22 protein-coding genes are annotated in these 22,381 nt (G+C 44.2%); 13 read left to right on the top strand and 9 right to left on the bottom strand.

The features are described 5' to 3' along the window. Positions 1-4: 4 nt before the first annotated feature. The 4 genes from AWH61_RS09935 to add all read right to left on the bottom strand — a co-directional run bounded on the left by AWH61_RS09935 (position 5) and on the right by add (position 4,334). Entirely contained in the window at positions 5-1,255 is a 1,251-nt protein-coding gene (locus AWH61_RS09935; protein WP_075176951.1) for an efflux RND transporter periplasmic adaptor subunit, read from the bottom strand. Between the two features lie 66 nt (positions 1,256-1,321). Continuing rightward, positions 1,322-1,681, bottom strand: a complete 360-nt coding sequence (locus AWH61_RS09930) for a hypothetical protein (RefSeq protein ID WP_039232334.1) — start codon at positions 1,679-1,681, stop codon at positions 1,322-1,324. Between the two features lie 84 nt (positions 1,682-1,765). Beyond that, a complete protein-coding gene (locus tag AWH61_RS09925) occupies positions 1,766-3,196 on the bottom strand; it encodes a glycoside hydrolase family 28 protein (RefSeq protein WP_075176950.1) in 1,431 nt (476 codons plus the stop codon). A 142-nt stretch (positions 3,197-3,338) separates the two neighbouring features. After that, positions 3,339-4,334: an adenosine deaminase gene (gene add, locus AWH61_RS09920; RefSeq protein WP_075176949.1), complete on the bottom strand. Its 996-nt coding sequence runs from the start codon at positions 4,332-4,334 to the stop codon at positions 3,339-3,341. A 304-nt stretch (positions 4,335-4,638) separates the two neighbouring features. On the opposite strand from add, the gene AWH61_RS09910 reads away from it, so the two are divergent. Further along, positions 4,639-5,547, top strand: a complete 909-nt coding sequence (locus tag AWH61_RS09910) for a hypothetical protein (protein ID WP_049587912.1) — start codon at positions 4,639-4,641, stop codon at positions 5,545-5,547. A gap of 193 nt (positions 5,548-5,740) precedes the next feature. Here the strand turns inward: AWH61_RS09910 and AWH61_RS09905 are convergent, their stop codons facing one another. Continuing rightward, positions 5,741-6,382 (bottom strand): peroxiredoxin-like family protein, encoded by a 642-nt coding sequence (locus AWH61_RS09905; protein ID WP_049587913.1) that lies wholly within the window; start codon positions 6,380-6,382, stop codon positions 5,741-5,743. A 256-nt stretch (positions 6,383-6,638) separates the two neighbouring features. Between AWH61_RS09905 and AWH61_RS09900 the strand changes: the two genes are divergently transcribed. The 3 genes from AWH61_RS09900 (at position 6,639) to AWH61_RS09890 (ending at position 8,174) form a co-directional block, all read left to right on the top strand. Then, on the top strand, positions 6,639-7,187 hold the full coding sequence (locus AWH61_RS09900) for a YaeQ family protein (protein WP_039232321.1): 549 nt from the start codon (positions 6,639-6,641) through the stop codon (positions 7,185-7,187). Continuing rightward, a complete protein-coding gene (locus AWH61_RS09895) occupies positions 7,187-7,495 on the top strand; it encodes a hypothetical protein (RefSeq protein WP_075176947.1) in 309 nt (102 codons plus the stop codon). The genes AWH61_RS09900 and AWH61_RS09895 overlap by 1 nt, the downstream gene beginning before the upstream one ends. Positions 7,496-7,763: 268 nt before the next feature. Then, complete coding sequence (locus AWH61_RS09890; protein WP_014950334.1) at positions 7,764-8,174, top strand: hypothetical protein; 411 nt, start codon at positions 7,764-7,766, stop codon at positions 8,172-8,174. A gap of 91 nt (positions 8,175-8,265) precedes the next feature. On the opposite strand, the gene AWH61_RS09885 is transcribed toward AWH61_RS09890, so the two are convergent. Next, positions 8,266-8,724 carry a retropepsin-like aspartic protease gene (locus tag AWH61_RS09885; protein ID WP_039228099.1) on the bottom strand — a complete coding sequence of 153 codons (459 nt, stop codon included), beginning with the start codon at positions 8,722-8,724 and terminating at the stop codon, positions 8,266-8,268. A 332-nt stretch (positions 8,725-9,056) separates the two neighbouring features. Between AWH61_RS09885 and AWH61_RS09880 the strand changes: the two genes are divergently transcribed. From AWH61_RS09880 to AWH61_RS09855, 6 genes are all read left to right on the top strand, one after another. Next, positions 9,057-9,425, top strand: coding sequence for a hypothetical protein (locus AWH61_RS09880; RefSeq protein WP_014977175.1), 369 nt, complete (start codon positions 9,057-9,059; stop codon positions 9,423-9,425). Between the two features lie 195 nt (positions 9,426-9,620). Next, positions 9,621-10,295, top strand: a complete 675-nt coding sequence (locus tag AWH61_RS09875; RefSeq protein WP_075176946.1) for a nitroreductase family protein — start codon at positions 9,621-9,623, stop codon at positions 10,293-10,295. Between the two features lie 190 nt (positions 10,296-10,485). Then, positions 10,486-11,655, top strand: a complete 1,170-nt coding sequence (locus tag AWH61_RS09870) for a sugar efflux transporter (protein ID WP_075176945.1) — start codon at positions 10,486-10,488, stop codon at positions 11,653-11,655. Between the two features lie 160 nt (positions 11,656-11,815). Next, positions 11,816-13,981 carry a M3 family metallopeptidase gene (locus AWH61_RS09865; RefSeq protein ID WP_075176944.1) on the top strand — a complete coding sequence of 722 codons (2,166 nt, stop codon included), beginning with the start codon at positions 11,816-11,818 and terminating at the stop codon, positions 13,979-13,981. Positions 13,982-13,992: 11 nt separating this feature from the next. Then, a complete protein-coding gene (locus AWH61_RS09860; RefSeq protein ID WP_075176943.1) occupies positions 13,993-14,211 on the top strand; it encodes a hypothetical protein in 219 nt (72 codons plus the stop codon). Next, positions 14,208-14,630, top strand: coding sequence for a TraR/DksA C4-type zinc finger protein (locus tag AWH61_RS09855; protein ID WP_014979966.1), 423 nt, complete (start codon positions 14,208-14,210; stop codon positions 14,628-14,630). The genes AWH61_RS09860 and AWH61_RS09855 overlap by 4 nt, the downstream gene beginning before the upstream one ends. 248 nt (positions 14,631-14,878) lie before the next feature. Here AWH61_RS09855 and AWH61_RS09850 read toward each other — a convergent pair whose 3' ends face one another. The 3 genes from AWH61_RS09850 to AWH61_RS09840 form a co-directional block, all read right to left on the bottom strand. Continuing rightward, entirely contained in the window at positions 14,879-15,811 is a 933-nt protein-coding gene (locus AWH61_RS09850) for a bifunctional helix-turn-helix transcriptional regulator/GNAT family N-acetyltransferase (protein ID WP_075176942.1), read from the bottom strand. Positions 15,812-15,910: 99 nt separating this feature from the next. Beyond that, complete coding sequence (nei, locus tag AWH61_RS09845) at positions 15,911-16,732, bottom strand: endonuclease VIII (protein WP_075176941.1); 822 nt, start codon at positions 16,730-16,732, stop codon at positions 15,911-15,913. A gap of 206 nt (positions 16,733-16,938) precedes the next feature. Beyond that, on the bottom strand, positions 16,939-18,060 hold the full coding sequence (locus tag AWH61_RS09840; protein WP_075176940.1) for a zinc-binding dehydrogenase: 1,122 nt from the start codon (positions 18,058-18,060) through the stop codon (positions 16,939-16,941). A 660-nt stretch (positions 18,061-18,720) separates the two neighbouring features. On the opposite strand from AWH61_RS09840, the gene AWH61_RS09835 reads away from it, so the two are divergent. The 3 genes from AWH61_RS09835 to AWH61_RS09825 all read left to right on the top strand — a co-directional run bounded on the left by AWH61_RS09835 (position 18,721) and on the right by AWH61_RS09825 (position 22,333). Next, complete coding sequence (locus AWH61_RS09835; protein WP_075176939.1) at positions 18,721-19,314, top strand: hypothetical protein; 594 nt, start codon at positions 18,721-18,723, stop codon at positions 19,312-19,314. Between the two features lie 161 nt (positions 19,315-19,475). Beyond that, entirely contained in the window at positions 19,476-20,201 is a 726-nt protein-coding gene (locus AWH61_RS09830) for a transposase (protein WP_075176938.1), read from the top strand. 140 nt (positions 20,202-20,341) lie between these two features. Further along, positions 20,342-22,333: a RecQ family ATP-dependent DNA helicase gene (locus AWH61_RS09825; RefSeq protein ID WP_075176937.1), complete on the top strand. Its 1,992-nt coding sequence runs from the start codon at positions 20,342-20,344 to the stop codon at positions 22,331-22,333. Positions 22,334-22,381: the final 48 nt, after the last annotated feature.

Genomic DNA, 22,381 nt, shown 5'->3' with positions numbered 1-22,381 from the left:
CCTCCTAATGGTTGTGCGGATCAAATCCGCTTTTCGCTAGTTCAGAGGCGACAAAGAATGCACCTTGGGTAACAATCCGCGTTCCAGTTTCTACGCCCTCTATACGTCGGTATTCGCCTAGCGCTTCCCCTCGCTCTACCTCAACAGGGGTAAATGCCCCCGACGCTTCGTTTTCAACATAGATAACCCAGTCTTCGTCGGTACTTCTCACCATTGCAGTTTCAGGTACTGCCATTACAGGAGATGGAGTGGGCACACTAAACAGTACGTCGACGAACATACCGGCATGAAGGCTATGGGTGGTATTGCGTATAGCTAAGCGGACAGTGCGAGTGCGGGTAAGTGGATCGATAATGTGCGACTGTTGAATAACCTGCGCGGTAAAATGTTCACCGTTAAATATGACTTGCGCCGTATCGCCTACCTGAACAGGAAACGCGCTGGTGGCTGGCAAGCTGGCCTCTATCCAAATATCGCTCTCGTCTGCCAGCAACATGACTGTTTCGCCAGCTAACACCCTTTGCCCTTGCATGAAGTTGTCTTGCAACACCACGCCATCACGCACGGCGACAAGCTCATACTGACCGAAAGCGTCAACGTCTAAAGCAGTGATGCTTGAAATCGCGTTAGGAGTAAGTCCAAATGCAATTAGCTCTCCGTAGCTCGCTTTGTAACGATTCTCAGCTTCAACTAACGCGCTTTCGCTTATGGTGTTTTTGTCTAGCTTTTTTGCCCGACTGTAATTGGATGAAGCAATAAGAAATTCGGCTTGAGACTGGGCAATGGTTTCACTGAACAAGGTGACAAGCACCTGCCCTTTTGCCACTTCATCCCCAAGAGCCGCGTGTCGACTAATCACTACCGAATCAGTCCGAGGAGACACCAATGAGCTTGAGTATCCATTTACTTTTACTTCACCCGGCGCGTAAACGAGTTGGTTATAAATACGAGGTTCTATTACGGAGGTTTGAACGCCTGCAAGTTGCCTTTGCTGCTCAGTAAGGACTACCTCCTCAGGCTGGTGATTTTCCTCAGGGTGCTGATTCACCTCAGATTGATGACTTACCTCAGGCTTATGATTTTCCTCAGGCTCGTGCGCTTTCTCATGCTGATGCGAGCCATTTTCATGTGCTAGGAAGTACTGAATAGGTGCATCAATATTCTTGTCGTTTTCTATCGCTGTAGTTGCGCGGCTGACAGGCACGCACAACAATGTCGTTAGGACTGCGCCTACGACCGTTTTAGAGTTATTCATAATGATCTCAACGTTTGTTTTAACTAAATTTTTTCCACGGCGCCATAGGGCCGATTAGTTCAAACGTTAAGCAATGGGAGGGCGGTAAATGAAACCACTTATTCGAAAGGGAGAAGCCCCTTCTTTGAGAATTTTTCCCGAGTTAACAAAAGCTATGTTTGGAGAATAGGCTTTTACTAAAACCCAAGAAAAATGACTGCCGCTGCAATGTCCACAGTGATGGCAATCGTTTATGTTGTGATCATCATCACCCACGTCAGTAACTTGATTTTCAGCAACACTTTTCGTGTCAGAGGCATGATCGTGAACCGTCTCAAGATGCTGTGCATCGACTTGGTGAGCGTCTAACAAAGCTGACACTGCATTAAACGATTGCAACACAATCGCTAGTATTAGCAGTATTTTGACAGCAAAGTTTCGGTTCACAATCTATATCTCTTAAGGGAGTCGTCAGTAAATTATCAAAAATACACAACCAATGCGAACAACCTATCGTGTTTAACCTGTTTTCTAGCGAGTAACAGATTCAATGTGCAGCGAAGAAAACGTGCCGTTCCAGATTTGCTCACCTATGGTGACATTTTCAAAGCTAATATCGTCGGCATTTTCTAGGATAAGAATTTCTTCTGCTTCCTTGATTTTAATGTCTTTAAACTTAACGTTATGCACAGGAGCTGCGTCTGGAGCGTGAATTTCCAAAACCGTTCCTACATTTTCTACCGTTAAATCTTCAATAATAATGTCGGTATAGGTAGCCGGAAAATTACCGTGTAAATTACTTGGGTAGTTTAGCTGGAACCAGAATAAGTGCTTAAACGAAGCCACTTTACTGCCTCTAATTCGAACCATTTCTACGCGCCCGCCTCTGTCTAAGTTGCTTTTAAAACGATATGCTGAGTCTCCCTCATGCAAGACATTGTTCTCGAAAAATACGCGCTTAATGCCGCCAGACATTTCCGAACCAAGACCAATGCCGTCTTCCCCGCCTAAATCATTGTTTCGTGCAACAATGTCTGTGCTAGGTATACCTATATTTCGACCGTCTGCGTCTCTGCCAGACTTAATAACGATACCGTCATCACCGGTTCTAAAGTGATTATCTTCAGCAAGCACAAACTGGCTCGACTCAATATCTAACCCGTCGTTGTTGTACAGGTGACTTTCTACCTTCACTCGTCTTACAGTAGCATGAGACGTATAAACCAGATGATTAACCCAAAACGGGGAATTCAGGGCAGTATAATCTTCAAGCAGCACTCGCTTGGCGTGGAAAAACTGAATAAGCGGAGGGCGCAAGTAATGCCCTTCTCCGAACTGACGCTTCTCTACTGGAACGCCATCAAACCCCATTTTACGAAGCGCATGCATATCTGTATTTTGTTTCTCATACCAGCCAATGAACGCCGATTGGGCATTTCCGTCGATAGTACCTTTACCTGTAATGGCCACATCTTCCACATTTAGCGCATAAATTAGCGGTGAATAGGTAAATACCTCAGTACCCTCCCAACGGGTTTTAACCACCGGTAGGTAGTGCGAAGGGTCGCCGGAAAACAGCAGAGTAGCGCCCTCCTCTAGGTGCAAATTCACTTTGCTTTTAAGACGAATAGGACCGTCTACTTGCCATGTTCCTTTGGGCACAACAACAATACCGCCGCCGCTGGCAGAAGCCATGTCAATTACACGTTGAATTGGCGCTCGCGCTGCGCTTTGTGAAGTATCACTCACATCAACCACAAATTTTTCATTTGGAATATTCGGCAGCTGAATCTGATTTACAATCTGTTCAGCAATTTTCCAGTCTTCGTCAGTAGATGCCGACACATAGGAACAAGTTAGAAGGGTCACAATAAACGCCACCCATCCCAAAGCCCGGCGGTGTGTGAAACGGCTGGGGTAGCTACTCATAGAACGGTCAACATCAGGTATAAAGCGCAGCATAAAAGCTCCATTATTTATGGTCGTAACTGATTACGTTTAAGAAACAAAATATTCACATCACGACAATAATGCCACCGGTGGCATTATTAATCAAAATAATGTTACTGCCCGTTTAACCACGGCACGATTTTTATCTTTCGGATTAATTTACTTTGCGCTTAAGTGCGGCTTTTTCGCTTTCACTTAAAAAAGCAATTGCAAGCGCATTCTCTTGCGCTTGTTTAATATGAGAAGGCATAAGGCCAGCTTGCTTAGCTGCAACGGAAAATTCGTGATCTAGCTCTACACCTTGAACTGCCGGATCGTCGGTATTCAGACAGGCGAGTATGCCGTGATCCAAAAAGGTTGTTAACGGGTGCTCAGTTAATGATGTGACCGTGTTCGTCAATACGTTGCTGGTTAAACAGCTTTCAATACCAATACGGTTGTCGCGCAAATAGTCCATTAGCTTAGCATCATTAATAGCATTAACGCCGTGCCCTATTCGCACAGCACCTAAGTCGTTAATGGCTTGCCAAATACTCTGCGGGCCTACTGCTTCACCTGCATGAATTGTGATAGGCAGCCCTTCGCGGCGCACTTTTGTAAAGTGCTCTATGAACATGTTGCCAGGAAAGCCTTTTTCATCACCCGCCAAATCAATTGCAGTTATATGCGCTTTACAGGCCAAGATTGAATCTAGCTCATGCTGACATACTTTTGCGCCATAAGAACGCGACAAAATACCGATGAGATTAACTTTAACATCGTGATTTTTAACTGCGCTTTTTACACCGTCTATCACGGCCTCAACCACACCTTGAGTTGGTAGCCCGTGACTTTCACCCATAAAATAAGGACTAAAACGCAGCTCTGTGTAGTCAATACCCTGCTTAGCCGCATCTTCTACATTCTCTATCGCCACCCGTTTGCAGGCGTCGAGACTGCCTAACACCTTAACGCCCCAAGTAAGCTTATCTAAAAATGACACCAAATCGGGGGCGATCTCCATTACTTGAACATGCGGTCGCAAGCCCTCTAACGAATAAGCTGGCAAACAAATGTTAAATTGCTGACCAAGCTCCAGAATCGTCTGCAGACGCACATTGCCATCTAAATGACGATGTAAATCAAGTAATGGAAAGTTTTTATTTATCATGGAAATACGATGAGTTAAGGCGTAAGCCCTACTATACCACTTGGCGCTGTAAACCTCGCACTCTTGCAGAAAATAACTTTTTTATAGCGGGACAAAACAGTGCTTTTTTTGAAGCAAAATTTGTTTTAAGTTCGATCTTGGCATCTAACTTTACTCTATCGATGCTTTTCTTGATTACTTTTCATAATTTTTAGTAGCAACGAGCCAGTTGCTCGTTGGCGTGCGCCTTGTCAACAGGCTAAAAACCACCAAAGAGCAACAGGCCTCTTCATTATCACCAAAAAACACTAACAGGAGCACAGTCATGTGCGGAAAATGTATAGAAGGCTGCTATTTAGCAGGCTGGCGTAATGGCGTGTATTCATTCGAACATATGCAAGAAGAACCCGATTTTATGGGGAAAGATGTAAAGGCAGCCCATGGCTTGGTGGAAGCGGTATGCTCATTAGGTTCTTCGCTCAATGAGCTCCACGCACTCGGATTAGCGGACTCGCCAATGATAGCTTGGGCAGGATGGATTTATTCGAGAAACGAATTGCACACCCAAATCGATTTAACACGGCATGACGACGTTCTCAAATATCAGAGGGCCTTACGTCATTCAAAACAAAGTAAATGGGCTGAAATTAATGCCCTCTACCCGAACATTGAGAAGTTTTTAGATAACTTAACGCTTCAAGACATTGCTAATACCCTCGATGAAACGCTTCTCGATGAAATTGAGACATGCCTTCTTGCTCTTCATGGTAACGGGTATTACACCTTTGAATTCGTAGAGTCTATGTTCGCCGCCGAAGGGCTATTCCCCATTATTGAGCTTACTGATACTGCAAAGCCGTCACTGTTTGTTGACCATGCACTTGAAATATTCTTACTAACCGAACATCTTTTACACTTTCGCCCATTGTCTTGGGCGCTTCATGTGGCGTTAACTGTTGACTTAACGTGCGATTTCGACAGCTTTCATATGGCGTGGCGTCGATACACCGCTAACCGCGTTTTAAACGCGCTTCTAATAAATCGCAATTTGAAAGATGTGTACGCGTTAGCAAGTACACTTGAACTCAATACCGTTCACGCTATATGTCAGCGGAACGTAGCGAATAAACACTTACTTACTCAGCTATTAAGCGTCGTGAACAACTGTAAAGGCGACACTTATATTGAACCTAAACGTCTAGCCGCGCACATCACTTCATTGATCTCAGTGTAAATGCTTACACCTTACACTTTGATATTTTGAGATAGGGTGACTTGGTGAATGGTTAAGTACAGCTCGTTATGACAGTCAAATACGTGCGAATCTAACTTAATCAATATTAGACACGATGAAATGTAGTGCTCGATATCATAAAGTTCTTTTGGCATGCCTTACCAAGAACAACGCCTTGGTAAGGCTATTCGCATTACATTTCTTTTTTAAGGGTTTTCGCAACCGCTAACACTAAGTCTGCCGACGGGCGAACTTTGAAGTCTGGGTTAACATAACTAAACAAAACCTGCCCTTTTTTATTGAGCATGAAGATGCTGGGTGCTGGTAAAACACTATTACCACTTTCATCTTTTGTTAAGTTAATGCCATAGGTTTTGTACTTTAACTCAGTCACAGTATCTAGGTAGAATCCAACGCCGAACTCACGAATAGTGTCTAGTTTGTCGTCGGATAAAAGCGTAACCAAGAATTCTGTTTCAAGCTTTTGCTCTTGCAAGCGATCTGGTGATTCAGGTGAAATGGCCAAAATCTGATAGCCCATATCCACCAAGTCTTTTTCAATATCTTTAAGCTGGGCAAGCTGCTCATTACAATACGGGCACCACCCGCCGCGATAAAAAAGTACAATGCTGGGCTTTTGCATGGTAAGCGCTTGTAAGCTTACTGGCGAACCATCTGCCATTTTAAGCGTTGTTTTAGGCGCCACTTGACCATTAAGCAACGGCGTTACTGAATCTGCATCTTCTGCAATAGTGCCGCGCTCCAAAGCATACGCATTTGATGCGCCTGCTATACAGCCGAACATTAACATCGCCATAGCCACTAGTCTCTTCATCAACCCTCTCCGTTATCATTTTTGTTTGTTTAGTTTTTGGTTATCCGCGCTTTGCGCGATGTCCAATATGACCGAGAAGCTTCACTAGAAATTTCGCACTCCAATAAATAAACCGACAAATACTTGTAATGGGCGCTACTCACCTACAGCGAAATTTGCTTTTTACTGCTACTATAGCGCCAAAACTTGCTATGCCACTTTTTTACATAGCACACGGGGTTAACTTCAAGCCTCCTAAGAACAAAGCAGGAACACCATGGCTCTTAAAGCGACCATTTTTAAAGCTGACATATCCATAACGGATATGGATCGCAATTACTATAACGACCACAACCTTACTATTGCCCGTCACCCTTCTGAAAATGACGAGCGAATGATGCTGCGCGTGGTTGCGTTTATTGTTAATGCTCATGAACGCCTACAGTTTACCAAAGGACTGTCTGACGACGACGTTCCAGATTTATGGCAAAAGAGTTTTAGCGATGAAATAGAACTGTGGATTGAGTTAGGCCAACCCTCTGAACAGCGCATCAAAAAAGGCTGCAATCAAAGCCAACAAATGATGATTTATTCCTACGCCGACAACAGCTTCGACGCGTGGTGGAAGAAAGAACATAACAAGCTACAAACCAAAAAGAACTTATCAGTTTTTACTTTGCCAGAGTCGCTTGCCGCTACTTTGGCCAATGCTGTTCATCGCTCTATGCAAATACAGGTTACTATTCAAGATGGGCAAATGTGGCTAACCATTGAAGGTGCAGATGTCACCGAGAGCGTTGAAGTGTCTATAGAGAAGCAGTTGTAATGAAAAAACTCTCTGCCGTTCAACTCAAACAGCAAGCACTGGTTTTTAGTGTAGCCGATAGCCTTGAAGCACAAGCGCTTGAAGAGTTAAATGGTATGCAACAGTGTTGGTTTGACGTTCAGTATCACCAATTCCCCGGCTCGTTACTGCTTCGCTTTCAATTCGAAAATGAAGAAGCGGTGTCAAACGCGGAGCCCGAGCTAAAGAAGTGGCAGCGAAAATTAAGCGCAGCGCTGCTTAAAAAAGGCGTTGTGTTAAAAGATATGCGTCGACATCTTATATTCACCACACAAGGCCCAGAAGAGTAACCCACATCACGCTTTGCAGAACAGGATATCCAACTTCTTTGTTCAATCTTAGCTAGGTTTGTTTTTGGTTATAAACCTTTCATTTTTCCTCATAAAGTCTACTTACACTTTACCTGGTAAGTAGGCTAGACTGGATTCGTCGAATATGCAGCTTGCCGAATATGGCCAAAAAAATGGCACGTAGCAAGTGGTTTCACAATGCCTATTCGGCCACACCATGTTGACTGGCTTAGAAATAAGCCACTATCCCAGCAAAAGGAGCTTCACAATGAAAACTAAAGCAATGGCGTTAGCACTGTTACTGTCTTTAATGGGCTGTACTGAGTCTAGCGAAGAGACAAAAAGCGAAGTAAAAAAAGAGATGGAAAAAGCGGGCGAAGCAACAGCTGATGCCTATGACAGTGCAAAAGAAAGTGCTGCAGATTCTTGGGATAAAACCAAAGACGCGACCTCTGAGGCGTATGAAGACGGTAAAGAAATGGCTTCTGATGCCTTTGATGACGGCAAAGAGATGGCTTCAGACGCATATGAAGATGGCAAGAAAATGGCCTCTGACGCGTATGACGCAACGGCTGAGAAAGCAGGCGAATTTAAAGACGCCGCAGCGAAGAAAGCTTATGAAGCTTGCGTAAAAATGAAAGAGCAAATGGGCGGCGACGTTAGCGAGTGCGACGATTAATTTAATCTTCCAGCGAAAAGCAAATTTGAAAGCGAACCTTCGGGTTCGCTTTTTTGTTGGTGTTTAATCAAACAAAAGTGAGTCATACACGCTATTCACACCCGGCTAAAATCACAGCGTCTGGTGTTATAGTTAAAGGTGCGACCCTAAGCAACGTATTAATACCTAAAATATTGTTCCCTTTGGGAAGCACAGCCACTTCCACTGGCCCCACTTCGCACGTATTTCCTATACGAACCGAGTTTAATTGATACTGAGATATTTTAACGATCTTTCCATTTGCCATTCTGGCAGCAGAGGTTCTGGTGGTAAGAAGCTTTTGATTTTTTGTTAGCGCGTCGAACGTAGCTTGATTGAGGGTTAATAAGCTTGACCCCGTATCTAATAGAAACGAAGCCTTTATGTTCGATTCTAGGGTCGCTTCTAGGTACAGTGTTCCGCCTTTGCTTTGTGAAAGAGGAATATTTTGCTCTATCGCTGACACGGCAGATGTGCACGCTAACCAAAAAGTTAGCAGAAAAAATAAGGGGATTTTAAATTTTACACTCACCGCACATACACCCTTTGTCGACACTTTACATAGGTGTTGATTAACAGCAAGATAAAGACCAAAGGGTAAATGATTGATTTTACCGAAACTCTACAACACCAGACGGTGCCACAGCACCATAATAGTGCACAAAACCATTTACTCCGCACCAACGTTAAACACTCCGTTTTCAACGCAGTAGCTTCTCTTTCAACTGCTCTCCATTCTCTTGATTACTCAAATTCTTTATATCCAATCAGGTGATAGGAATCACCTATCACCAATCGTCATTGTTTAGAACTTTTTCGCTCATACAATGTAGAAAGGTAAGTATGTCAACGAGAGGACACGACATGAAATTACGCTATGTATTGGGTTCATTAATTACGGCTGTTTCACTTGGTTTTTCTGCAAACGCAGCGCAAGCTATGACATCATCAACTGATGAAACGGTTGATGTACAAGTAGTTGATTATTCAGGAAAGCCGCCATTTAAACGCAAGATCGTAAGCTTATCGGTTAACGATGTAGCGCAATTGGAATCAGTAGGGCAAGAAGCTATTGAATACGTAGAAGTGAAAGAAGTCATCATGCGCGGTAAGCCACCGTATCGCAGAGTGACAACAATGATGCCTGTGTATGACGTTGCCCAACTTGAAATGCTAGAAGAGCAAACTGACACGCAAAAACGCGGCACTCGTCCGCCGTTCAAACGCCACTAACAGCATTTTCTACTACCAACAAATTGCACCAAAGCGATTCACTTTTGCCTGAGTGAGTCGCTTTTTTATTGTGCATACTTGTTTACGCTATTTTTTATTTCGATGTAAATAACACGCTCTAGTTAGCGCGTTTTTATTTTTAATAACCCGTCACTAACGATAGAGTAGTAAAAAAGCAGAAAAACGAGATTATAAATGCAGCCTCACGACCATTCTCCGCTCAGTGATTTCATTGAGTACCCTGAAGAGCAAATGCTTTCCCGAAGCGAAGATTTTTTGAAAACCATGCAGCGCCGCCACAGTATTCGTCACTTTAGTGACAAGCACGTTGATAAAGCGGTAATCGAAAACTGTATTTTGACTGCTGGCACGGCACCCAGTGGAGCGAATCATCAGCCTTGGCATTTCGCCGCCATTCAGTCGCCCGAAGTAAAACAACAAATACGCGAACAGGCTGAAGCGCATGAGCGCGGTTTTTATAATGGGCGTGCGGGGCAACAGTGGCTAGATGACCTAAAGCCGTTAGGCACTGACGCAAGTAAACCCTATCTGGAAACCGCGCCTTGGCTTATTGCCGTATTCAGTCAAAAGTTTGGAGAGACAGAAACGGGCGAAAAAAGCCAAAACTACTATGTGCACGAATCGGTGGGTATCGCAGTGGGTATGCTTATTACTTCACTCCACAACGCAGGTTTGGCAACCTTGACCCACACACCAAAGCCAATGAACTTTTTAACCGAAGTCTGTCAACGGCCTGATAACGAGCGTGCTTATATGCTTATTATTGCGGGCTATCCGGCGAATAACGCCACAATTCCTGCACACGCCATGCAAAAAAAGTCGCTTAGCGAAATTGCGAGCTTTCTTTAAATCTATAACGCGCTATGGGCCTAGGCGCATGAAGTAAACTAAGTATTTAAAACGGCATAACTAATAAAAGCTTTGTCATAGACATGAGATACGCAGCACTTATAATGCGCCCTCGTTATTAAGGGCTGCGACCTTTTCTTTACGAATTTCGGTCAACCACGTTTAACAGTCCCTCGGAGCTCGTATCCTCATGTCATCGCGTCACGCATTTTCTCCACAACTTCCTTTTTTACTGTTAAGTCTATTAACTGGCCTAACATCGTCGTTTGTTACGCCACTGATGAGCTATTTCCTCATTGATGAGATCAACGTTGAGCCTATTTATATAAGTATTTATATGGTGTCCGTTACGCTATCAGGGTTGGTGATCAGTCAGTACCTCGGGCACTTGGCAGACAAAGGTTTTAACGCAAATCGTCTTTACGGGCTAACCATGATTTGCGTGGGCATTGCCATGGTCGCCTTTATCTTTAGCAAACAGTTTTGGCATGTATTTCTTGCAGGCGTCTTATTTATGTCGGTGGGCGCTGGAGCCGTGTCTCAAATGTTGACCGTTTCGGGATTATGGGCAAAAAACCAAGACATCGACTTAGCCGCATTTAACTCAAAAGTTCGCGCTGCCATTTCTCTCGCTTGGGTAGTAGGTCCGCCGCTGGCATTTACGCTGGTTGCCAATTTTGGCTTCGCAGCGTCCTTCTCGGTGGCCATCGCATGCGTGATTGTTGCAACGCTGTTTGTGGTGAACGTTGTGCCGCCTCAAAAAGCCAATCAACAGTCTCTCAATACAACGCTTAAAGGCTCGCTATCACTGCCGTTTTGGCTTGTGGGGTTAGCCATACTTGCCGGAATGGCAGGCAATGTCATGTATTTATCATCCATGCCTTTGTACGTAATGAATGAACTGGGGTTGCCGGAAAATTTGCCTGGGCTAATGATGGGGGTTGTGGCCGCACTTGAAATACCTACTATGCTGCTAGCAGCAAAATTAGCCCGACGCTTCCCACCTGCGGGTATCATGGCTGTAGCATTTATTTTCGGCTGTTGCTTTTACGTTGGCGTGTACTTTTCTCAGTCAAGTTGGGAGTTATTGACCCTTCAAATATTAAACGCGCTGTTCTACGGTTTATATGCCGGTATTGGATTGACTTTGCTGCAACAACAAGCGCCTGATTTGACAGGTTTTACTTCAGCGTTTTATTCAAACGCCACTCGGGTGGGTATGATGCTAGGCACCATTGGCGCAGGCACCGTGGCTCAATTTTTTAGCTTCAGAGATGCCACTATTGGGTCGTTGTGCATTGCCATATTTGGTTTAAACGTAATGTTAGTGTTCATGTTTATAAAACGAGAAGCACGTTAAGTTTTATTCAAAGAAAACTAGCAGATCGCTAGTTAAGGCGTACCCCAGCAGCACTTCTATCGCTTCCTTTAATTTCTTCGCACTTTCTCACAATTGACAATTGTTACAATATAACATTACACTCACAAACAGTTAATTACCCTAAAAATTTAGGAACCGTATGAAAAAGCTCCTTATTTCAGCCACGATATCTTCTATACTTTTGACAACAGGCTGCACCGAACAGGCGTCAACAATGAATAAGACTGCTACAACGCAGACTGACTCAGTAAAAGCAGAGCAGACGAACCCTTTATTTATGACAAGTTCACTGACTTACGGCGCGCCGCAATTTGATTTGATAAAGGACGAGCATTTCATTCCTGCATTTAAAAAAGGAATGGAACAGCACTTACAAGAAGTAGAAAAAATAGCGTCTAACCCTGACGCCCCCACCTTTGATAATACGCTGCTAGCGCTTGAAAAAAGCGGAAGTTTACTCACCAGAACTAGCCGAGTATTTTTCAACTTAGTAGGAACAGATAGCTCGCCTGAACGCAGAGAAATCCAAAAAATTCTAGCGCCAAAGCTGGCGGCTCACAGCGATACCATTAATTTAAATAGTGCGCTTTTTAAGCGTATTGAAACGCTATACAACCAGCGCGACGCGTTGGAGTTAGATACTGAATCAACCAGACTACTCGAAGAGTATTACTCTGATTTTGTTCGCGCTGGCGCTAAACTCAATGAATCAGATAAACAGAAGATACGTGAAATAAACGAAGAACATTCAACGTTAACCACGCAGTTTTCTCAAAACCTATTGGCAGAGTCATCTGAAATTGCGGTGGTAGTAGATGACGTAGAGCAGCTGTCAGGGATGTCAGAGCGCCAAATAAAGGCCGCATCAGATGCTGCTAAAGCTGCTGATAAAGAAGGCAAGTATCTTCTAAGTATCACGAACACTACTCGTCAACCTATCCTTACTTCACTAGAAAATAGAGCACTTCGCCAGCAAGTGTGGGAAGCATCAGCATACCGAAACCAATCTGGGGAATACGACAACACCAAAATTATTAGCCGATTGGCAGGACTGCGCGCACAAAAAGCAGCATTGCTTGGATTTGATAGCTGGGCGGCCTACAGCCTAGACAAACAAATGGCCGGTTCGCCAAGTGCTGTATACGACATGCTAGGCAGTATGGTGCCCGCTGTGCTTAAAAACGTTGAAAAAGAAGCCGCTGACATTAAAGCAATGATTGAAGCGGAAGGTAATAACTTCGAACTAAAACCTTGGGATTGGGCTTTCTACGCAGAAAAGGTAAGACAAGCTAAATACGAGCTAGATGAAAACGAAGTAAAACAATACTTCGAATTTAATCGCGTGCTTGAAGATGGCGTATTTTTCACTATGAATAAATTGTACGGAGTGCGCTTCAAGCCCCGTCCAGATTTGCCGGTTTACCACCCTGATGTAAAGGCTTACGAGCTGTTTGATGTAAATGGTGACAGTTTAGCGATTTTTTATGCCGACTACTTTTCTCGCAAAGGTAAACGCGGTGGAGCTTGGATGAGTTCGTTCGTAGGACAGTCGAAATTGCTCTCGCAAAAGCCTGTTGTGGTTAATGTAATGAACATAAACAAAGCGCCTGATGGCGAGCCTACATTAGTCAGTTACGATCATGTTACTACCATGTTCCATGAAATGGGCCACGGACTTCACGGCATGCTGTCAGACGTAAATTACCCAACGTTGGCCGGCACATCTGTCTCGCGAGACTATGTAGAGTTCCCCTCTACCTTCGAAGAAGACTGGGCAGCCCACCCTGACGTTATTGCAAACTATGCCAAACATTACGAAACTGGCGAGCCTATTCCAGAGGCTCTGCTGGAAAAGGTGATTCGTTCACGTACATTCAATATGGGTTATGACACATTGGAATATATGTCTGCGGCACTGCTTGATATGGAGTGGCATTCTATCTCTGCCGAGCAGACGCCTGAAGATGTCCAAGACTTTGAAGCCCAAGCTCTCGATAAACATAATGTTGGCTTGTCTTATGTACCACCTCGTTATAAATCAGCATTCTTTGCACATTCAATGGGTGGCGGCTATTCCGCTGGCTACTATGCCTATATGTGGAGTGAAATTTTAGCCGCTGATGCCTTTGCTTATATGCAAGAACTCGGCGGATTAAAGTTAGAAAACGGTATGAAATATAGAAAGGAAATCTTATCTACCGGCAATTCTCGTCCCCCGATGGAGTCTTATAAAGCATTCCGAGGAAAAGCGCCAACAACAGATGCTCTGCTTATTCGCAGAGGGCTTAAAACCAAACTCGACTAACAGGAGGCCTCATGAATTCACCGGTAATACCGTCTAACTTCGTTGAATGGCAAAACTGTATTGTCCGCGATTGTGGCATAACGTTAGACAAAGCGTTTTTAGAATCACGGATAGCGGCGCTTTCGAACATGAAGGATCAGCATACAAAGCAATTTCTACGTTTGTATGGCGAGGCACACTATAAGCATGTTTTAGGCTGGTTTCATCAAGCCTTAGTGGAGCTGAAATGAGTAAAACGTTGACTAAAGAATCGCTTCTTGCCGCCAGTGAAGACGACTACATGAACGATGAGCAGCTTGAATTTTTTCAGGCATTGCTCAACGATTTAAAACAGCAAACCATGGCTCATATTGAAGAGATGAAGGCATCGTTAAGCCAACCTCCTGAGATAAACGATGAAGTTGATCGGGCGCAGTATGAAGAAGAATCCAGGCTTTCTCTTCGAATTTTGGACAGGGAGCGAAAGCTACTTCCTAAAATCGATAAGTCGTTGCGACGAATAAAAGACAAGTCTTTTGGATACTGCTTGGAGACCGGAGAACCCATTGGCATTCCTAGGTTACTGATAAGGCCGGTCTCTGAATACTGCGCCGATGTGAAAATGGTAAACGAAGGCAGAGAGCAGCATTATTACTCACAAAGAAAGTAATGATACTTTCTGTGCCTGAGAGTTTTTGAGTGAATATTTAAGTGAAAATTTGAGTGTGCGGTTAACAAGGCGCACACTCGTCTATTGGCAAGAATGGACTGAATGCGTCTCAGCTTTTTATCATTTTATATTGAAAGCTGAGAGTTATCCGTTTTGGCAACGGTGGTATTGAACCTTCAGTTAAACCAAAACAGCGACCGCTGATTTGCGTGGCTTTACTTATAGCTGCGCTTCACGATAACTATTATTTATTTGAATAAAAGCTCCATCTGCACATCACATCTCGCGTAAGGCGATGACGCCCCCTTAATATGCTTAAACCCTATCTTTTCGTACAAACGTATTGCGGGCTTAAGTACCGAATTGCTCTCTAAATAAAGCCGCTTCAACCCCATCAGTTTCGCTCTTTCGACAATACTTTTACCTAACAGCAGCCCTACCCCTTTGCCTTGAGCTTTGGGAGACACCGCCATTTTGGCAAGTTCAAACGTATCGTCAGTTTGTTTGATAAGTGCACAGCAGCCTATGGGTTCGCCCTTATCTAACGCGATCAATATCACACCCGACTGATTCAAAATGTAGCCTTCAGGGTCGTCGAGCGCTTTAAAGTCGGGCTCTTCCAATTCCCAATATTTGCTTATCCATTCTACATTGAGCGATTTAAATGCCTCGCGATACTTTGGCGCATAATCGACTACCTTAATATCAGGCGAGTCACCGTTCACTCTTGCACTAATTGGGCGATATCGAAGGTGCCGTTCAACTACGCTCACCGCTTCCCATAAATCGATACCCGTTTCATCTTTTAGCTCGCGCATGGCAGCGTCTATGGCATCGCATTGCTTTTCCATTTGGGGCACCATCGCTTTCGCTTTGCTGTTTAAAGCCACCAGCGTAACCCGCGAGTCGTCGCTCGATTTATAACTTTCAATAAGGTCGCGTGCTTTCATTTCTTTTACGATTTTACTCACCGACACGTGAGAATGATTTATCTCTTTAGCGATATTCACGACAGAATCAGCACCTTTTGACGCGAGCACGTAAAATACGGGGAACCACTTTGGCTCTATCGCAAATCCAAATTTCGCATAAGTATTTTCTGCATCCTTTGACACCTGCGCGGCTAACTGACGTAAAGCAGTACCTAATGCAATATGCCCCAATTCATTAAATGACTTCACTCTATAATACTCCGTAACCAGTTACGGATATAATTAATCGTAATTGGAAACAAGTCAAACAGATTATTATTTGATTATCAAAAAACGGGGGGGGGTGGTTCACTTCGCCTGGCACTGGCTACACCAATAAAGTCGCCGCCCGTTATACGTTTGGCGTTTTATTAGAGTGGCGCAGACTCTACAAGGCTGCTCTTCCCTGTCGAACACCATAAACCGCGTACCTTCAAAGTTAACGCCTTTTGCTTCAAGCACTTCACGTAGTTCTGTGTACACGGTATAGCCACCGGTTTCATAACTGCGTTTGCATATTGCTAAGGTGTGATGTGCCAAGCTGCGTAGCTGATCATCACCTATCTGTGAAGGTTTAAGTGAAGGATGAACACCTGCTGCAAACAATATTTCGCTGCGAAGATAGTTACCTAGCCCCGCCATAAAGCGCTGATCCAAATATAAGCCGCTTAGTGCGCGGTTATAAAAAGCTTTTGAACGTAAACGTTCTAATACCATTTCTTCTGACACCGAATTGTTGAGTACGTCGGGTCCAACTCTTTGTAAAAAAGGGTGTTCATGAATAGTTTGTGTTGGCCAAATGCTAACGTCAGACGCACTATATAAAATAGCACTGTGTGTTTCGGTATGAAGCCCTACCCTTAGCTGGCGGGTAGTACCCGGTATTTCGTTGCGTTTACAGGTATGCCACACGCCATAGAGTTGGTTGTGCGAATACATAGAGAGCCCATTGCTAAAATGGGTAATTAGCGCCTTGCCACGGGTTTCCATGCGCAAGACTTTTTCGCCTTCTAGCTGCTTAGCGTAGGGTTTAAGTTGAGCTAATCCAAACTCTACTTTTTCTAGGGGGATATCTTTTATCACCGCTTCGACTTTATCTGCAGCGCGACGAATCTCTGGGCCTTCAGGCATGTTGTCTCAAATACCTTTTATCTCGGTTACTGTTTACTGGTTACTTCGCAGCATTTTCAGCTTCTTTGCAGCTGAATGATAACGAATACAAAAAAGGTCTGTAGCCCTTTGATGTACTTTAAACCGAAGTTTGTACATCAAAGATCAACAGACCCTTTTATTAATCAAAGTTTAGCTGAAAATGCCGTATTTAAACGTTCTTCTGATTAGCCCTTGTTTGGCACAATCAGGTATTTTTCACCGGTCTTTTTAGCGTTATAAAGCGCTACATTCTCAGGCTGTAGTGCCTCCTCAAGACTCAGTTCTTTGGTGTAAGACGACGCAAAGGTAGTGTTAATTTCCGTCGCCACTTTTTGATATAGCTCGCCTACACGCTTCTTATCAAGCTTGCCCAGGAAGCGCATTAATAGCCAACCACCAATGCTCCACGTCATGCCGTAAGCGCGATTCAAAATAGTAGGCGAGAAATCTAAGCCGCCGTAGATATACACTTGTTTATTGCTGTCAGAGCCGTAAGTGTTAAAGCCTTTTGCATCTTTACTGCCCGACGCTTCCATCATAGTGAGGATATCGCTAACTAGCTCACCGCCGCCAATGGCGTCAAACGCTAGTGTTGCACCCGTGCTGTCGATGGCTTGATAAAGTTCGGCTTTAAAATTCTCACTACTTGAGTCGAGCACAATTTTCGCGCCGATCTCTTTAAGCATATCTACCTGCTTTTGGCTGCGAACAATATTTACAAGCTCTACGCCCTGCTCTAAACAAATCTTGTTCAGCATTTGCCCAAGGTTCGATGCCGCTGCGGTGTGTACAAGTGCTTTGTGACCTTCCATACGCATGGTTTCAACCATACCTAGCGCGGTCAGTGGGTTAACGAATGACGACGCTGCTTGTTGTGGCGTTGTGCTTTCTAGGTGAGGCAAGCATGCCTGCATAGGCACACAGGCATACTCGGTATACGCTGCACCAGTAAGAATAGATACGGTTTTGCCCATTAGCGCCTGTGCTTCTGGGCTATCACCCGCCTTGACCACGGTGCCAGCCCCTTCGTTTCCGATAGGCAGGGTCTGGTCTAAACGCGATTTAATTCGATTAAGCAAAGGCTTGTGTACAGGTGCAATCAATGCTTTTTTGTCTGCGTCGAAGGTCGCTTTATCCAAGCTTGCCGGGCCAAACATCGGCCACATGTCTGAAGGGTTAATAGGAGATGCTTCCATACGCACTATCACTTCATGCGGCTTCGGCTCTGGAACATCAACTTCTTTTAACGATACCTGAAGTTCACCTTCTGAGGTAATTAGCGTAAACAATTGTTTTGATTTATTCATGTGATTATTTCGCCCTGAAAATTAAACGCTGAATGTAGTGCTAAACTAACACGCCGCAACTATCAGCAATATTTATATTGCGAATACATATGCGTTTCGACCACTTATACACCCAAAAAATGGGGTCAGAATACATTTCTCGCACGCTGAAAAATGGGGTCAGAGTACATTTTTTCCGAGTGTTTCTGCTTAGCAACCCAACGGCTACACCAAGTGATACCACCGCTCTCCTAATCACACATCACGCCATGAGCTTTATCAATAAAGTACTCTGACCCCATTACTTCAAGTATTGAACTGCCCCTTCAGAAAAAAGTGGGGTCAGAGTACATTTTTTACGAGTGTTTCTGCTTAGCAACCCAACGGCTACACCAAGTGATACCGCCGCTCTCCTATCGCACAATACGCCACAGTCTTTATTAATAAAGTACTCTGACCCCATTACTTCAAGTATTGAACTGCCCCTTCAGAAAAAAGTGGGGTCAGAGTACATTTTTTACGAGTGTTTCTGCTTAGCAACCTAACGGCTTCACCAAGTGATACCGCCTCTCTCCTGAACACACATCACGCCATGAGCTTTATCAATAAAGTACTCTGACCCCATTACTTAGATGGGTTACACTGCTAAGCCTGTATCAAATTGCTATGATGAATTAAGAAATGAAAAAGTATTGTGCGTACGTCTTACTTGGGCTTGCTGTAATAAGCAATGCTGCGCTTGCTAAAGAGGCACCGTTGGTCTCGATTCCTACTCACGATGCATTTTTTAATGCGATAAAAGCCCACTGTGGTAAAGCATTTCAGGGCAAAGTTAGCAAAGACAATGTGGGTAATACGTTCGGTAATGCGAAGCTTGTTATGCACGTACGAAAGTGTACAGACTCGGAAATTCAAATTCCATTTCACGTGGGTGAAGATGCATCCCGCACTTGGATTCTAACGAAAACCGGCGCGGGTCTTATGCTGAAGCACGATCATAGAAATGAAGATGGCAGCTTTCATTCTTCAACCATGTATGGCGGCCACACCGTAGATGAAGGGTTCCCCCAAGTGCAGTCGTTTCCTGCAGATGTATATTCAAAAGCGTTATTTATAGAATCGGGAATTGCAGCATCAACAGATAACGTCTGGCAAATGATGATCTACCCTAGCCGCTTTAGCTACCGACTAATTCGCCCTGCCCGCGAAGTACAGGTAGATTTTGATCTCAAAAACCCTATAGCAACGCCAAGCGCCCCCTGGGGATATGAATAATGGGGTCAGAGTACATTTTCTAATTTAAGAGAGTCAAACAAGCCATTCATTTCATTCTTCCAGCTTGCCCGTTAGACCAGTTTTGATAGGTACAGGGTTGTAGCCTTTACTCAATTCACTCATTTTAGTAGAGAGAATATAGAAAGGAATTTGGTGAAATTATGGCAAGGAAACCTCGTTTGGCTCCCGCAGGCTATCCTCAACACGTCATCCAAAGAGGTAACAATCGCTCAATATGCTTTAAGTGTGAAAGCGACTACATCGCCTATATTAGCTGGCTTAAAAAGTTCTCTGCAAAATTTGATGTAGGCATACATGCTTGGGTATTGATGACCAATCATGTTCATTTACTTTGCACTCCTAAGCTTGATAACCTTGGCGTAAGCAAAATGATGCAAGCGCTTGGCCGCATGTATGTGAGGTACTTTAACCACAAATATGAGCGCTCTGGGACGTTGTGGGAAGGAAGGTTTCATTCCAGTCTGGTCTCTAACGACGAATATCTTCTCACGGTTTATAGATATATCGAGCTAAACCCTGTAAGAGCGAACATGGTCGAAAAGCCGGTTGAATATAAATGGTCAAGCTACAGGATAAATGCGTTAGGCACACCTTCGTCACTGCACAGTCCTCATCCTGTATACCTAAATTTAGGAGCTTCAGAAAGCCAGCGTCTTGCCGCTTACCGCGCTCTGTTCGATGATGAACTGCCTCAAACTGACATTGATAAAATTCAAAGCGGTACTCGAAGAGGACTAGTGCTGGGAAGCGATACATTTAAACAGCAAATTGAAAGCCTGACTGGGCACCGCTTAAAACACGAAGCGTTGGGTAGGCCACCGCAAATCAGTGAGCAGTTAACCGCTGATTGCTCGGAAATAGCTTAATGTACTCTGACCCCTTTATTTTTAAAAACATCGCGATGGCTCAACTAGCTCAAACCTGCGAACACTTAACCACAAACTGTTTGGAAATAAGTTAATGTACTCTGACCCCATTTTTTATATCGCGACTTGGAAGCTTATTAATGTACTCTGACCCCAATATTTTGCAGCAGCTGTTTGGTTTTTCGGCGTTTCGCGAGGGACAGAAGGAGGCAGTGGAATCACTGCTTGGTGGAAATTCAACGCTAGCGATTTTTCCCACTGGCTCGGGCAAATCATTGTGCTATCAGTTTGTTGCTACGCAATTGCCACACTTGACCTTGGTTGTGTCGCCACTATTAGCGCTGATGAAAGACCAGCTGGAGTTTCTTCATAGCAAAGGCATTGTAGCAGCCAGTATCGACTCCACGCTAACGCCCGAGCAAAACAAGCAAGTGATGAACGACGTGCGGTCAGGCCAGTGTAAAATTCTGATGGTGTCGGTGGAGCGCTTTAAGAACGAACGCTTTCGGCAGTTCATTGAGTCTGTTCAAGTAAGTATGCTAGTTGTCGATGAAGCACACTGTATCTCTGAGTGGGGCCACAACTTTCGCCCTGACTACTTAAAACTTCCCGCATATCAGAAAGAGCTTAATATTCCGTTGGTACTTCTGCTCACAGCTACTGCCACTAAAAAAGTAAAAGAAGATATGGCAGCGCGCTTTGATATTGCGCCAGCCAATATTATTCAAACAGGGTTTTATCGACCCAACTTGAATTTGCATGTTCGCCCTGTACATGAACCATATAAAAACCAAGCCTTACTTGAAGAAATTCAAAAGCAGCAAGGTGCGGGTATCGTTTATGTCACGCTTCAAAATAGTGCAGAAGAAGTAGCCCGGTTCTTACAGCAACAAGGGTTTGCTGCAAAGGCTTATCACGCTGGTCTCGACAGTGATATAAGACAAGGTATCCAGCAAGATTTTATGCACAATAAGCTTCAAGTTGTTGTGGCTACCATTGCATTTGGTATGGGCATTGATAAGTCGGATATTCGCTTTGTTGTTCATTACGACTTACCAAAGTCTATTGAAAACTACAGCCAAGAAATTGGCCGGGGTGGACGAGACGGTAAAGCGGCAAACTGCACTGTATTAGCAAACCTTGACGGGTTAGTCACTATAGAGAACTTCGTTTATGGCGATACACCAGATAAAAGCGCCATTCAACGCGTAATAGATGATATCAGCGCACAGGCCCCCGCTCACATAAATTCAGCGGCGCAAAATGATTCACCTACCAACGGCGAAAACAATGTTTACCAGTGGGAAACGCAAATAAATAGCTTATCGAGTGCCAGCAACATACGACAGCTTCCGCTTAAAACTCTGCTGGTTCAGCTTGAACTCGCCAACGTTATTCGCCCTTTGTATGCCTATTTTGCTGAACATAAATTTCGTTTTATTTCAGAGAAAACCACCATACTTGGCCTTTTCTCAGAAGAACGGGCTCGCTTTCTAGACGCCGTATTCACTCATTCAAATATGAAAAAGGTGTGGGGCATTGTAGATTTCGACAGTATTTATCAGCATTACGGCGCAGAGCGTGCAAGAGTGGTTGCCGCACTAGAGTATTTACATGAACACAATCATATTGAGCTTGCCTCGCGCTTAATAACTGACGTATACCGCGTGGACTACGAAAAACTGCAAAATGCCGACTTAGCTAATAATCTGGCTCACTATTTCGCTGAAAACGAGCGCAAAGAAATAGAACGTATCGCCGCGCTGGTAGGCTTCTTCGAACTTAATACTTGCTTAAGCTATAACTTATCGGCGTATTTTGACGATTCCCAAGCGCCCAATGAATGCGGGCACTGCAGTGTATGTCAGGGAAATGTGGCTAAGCTCAGCTATTCAAACCCAATTCCCACACCGAACCCAGACCAAATATCAGAGGCCATAGCAGCACTAAAAGCGCATTTGAGCGGAAAATTTGATGGCCCAATCACATCATCTATTTGCTGTCGTTTTCTAACTGGCATGACCATGCCTTTGTTCACTCGATTTAAAGTAAGACAAGTAAAGGGCTTTGGTTCTTGTGAAAACTGCCGATACGCTGATGTGAAAGCAATGGTAGATGCTATAAATCAGTGAACGTAGCAAATACCCTAAATCTAATTTATAGTGTTGAGTGAATCACAA

This window comes from Alteromonas sp. W12 (genome assembly GCF_001924945.1).
Lineage (GTDB): Bacteria > Pseudomonadota > Gammaproteobacteria > Enterobacterales > Alteromonadaceae > Alteromonas > Alteromonas macleodii.
This window is presented reverse-complemented; position numbering and strand designations above follow the sequence as displayed.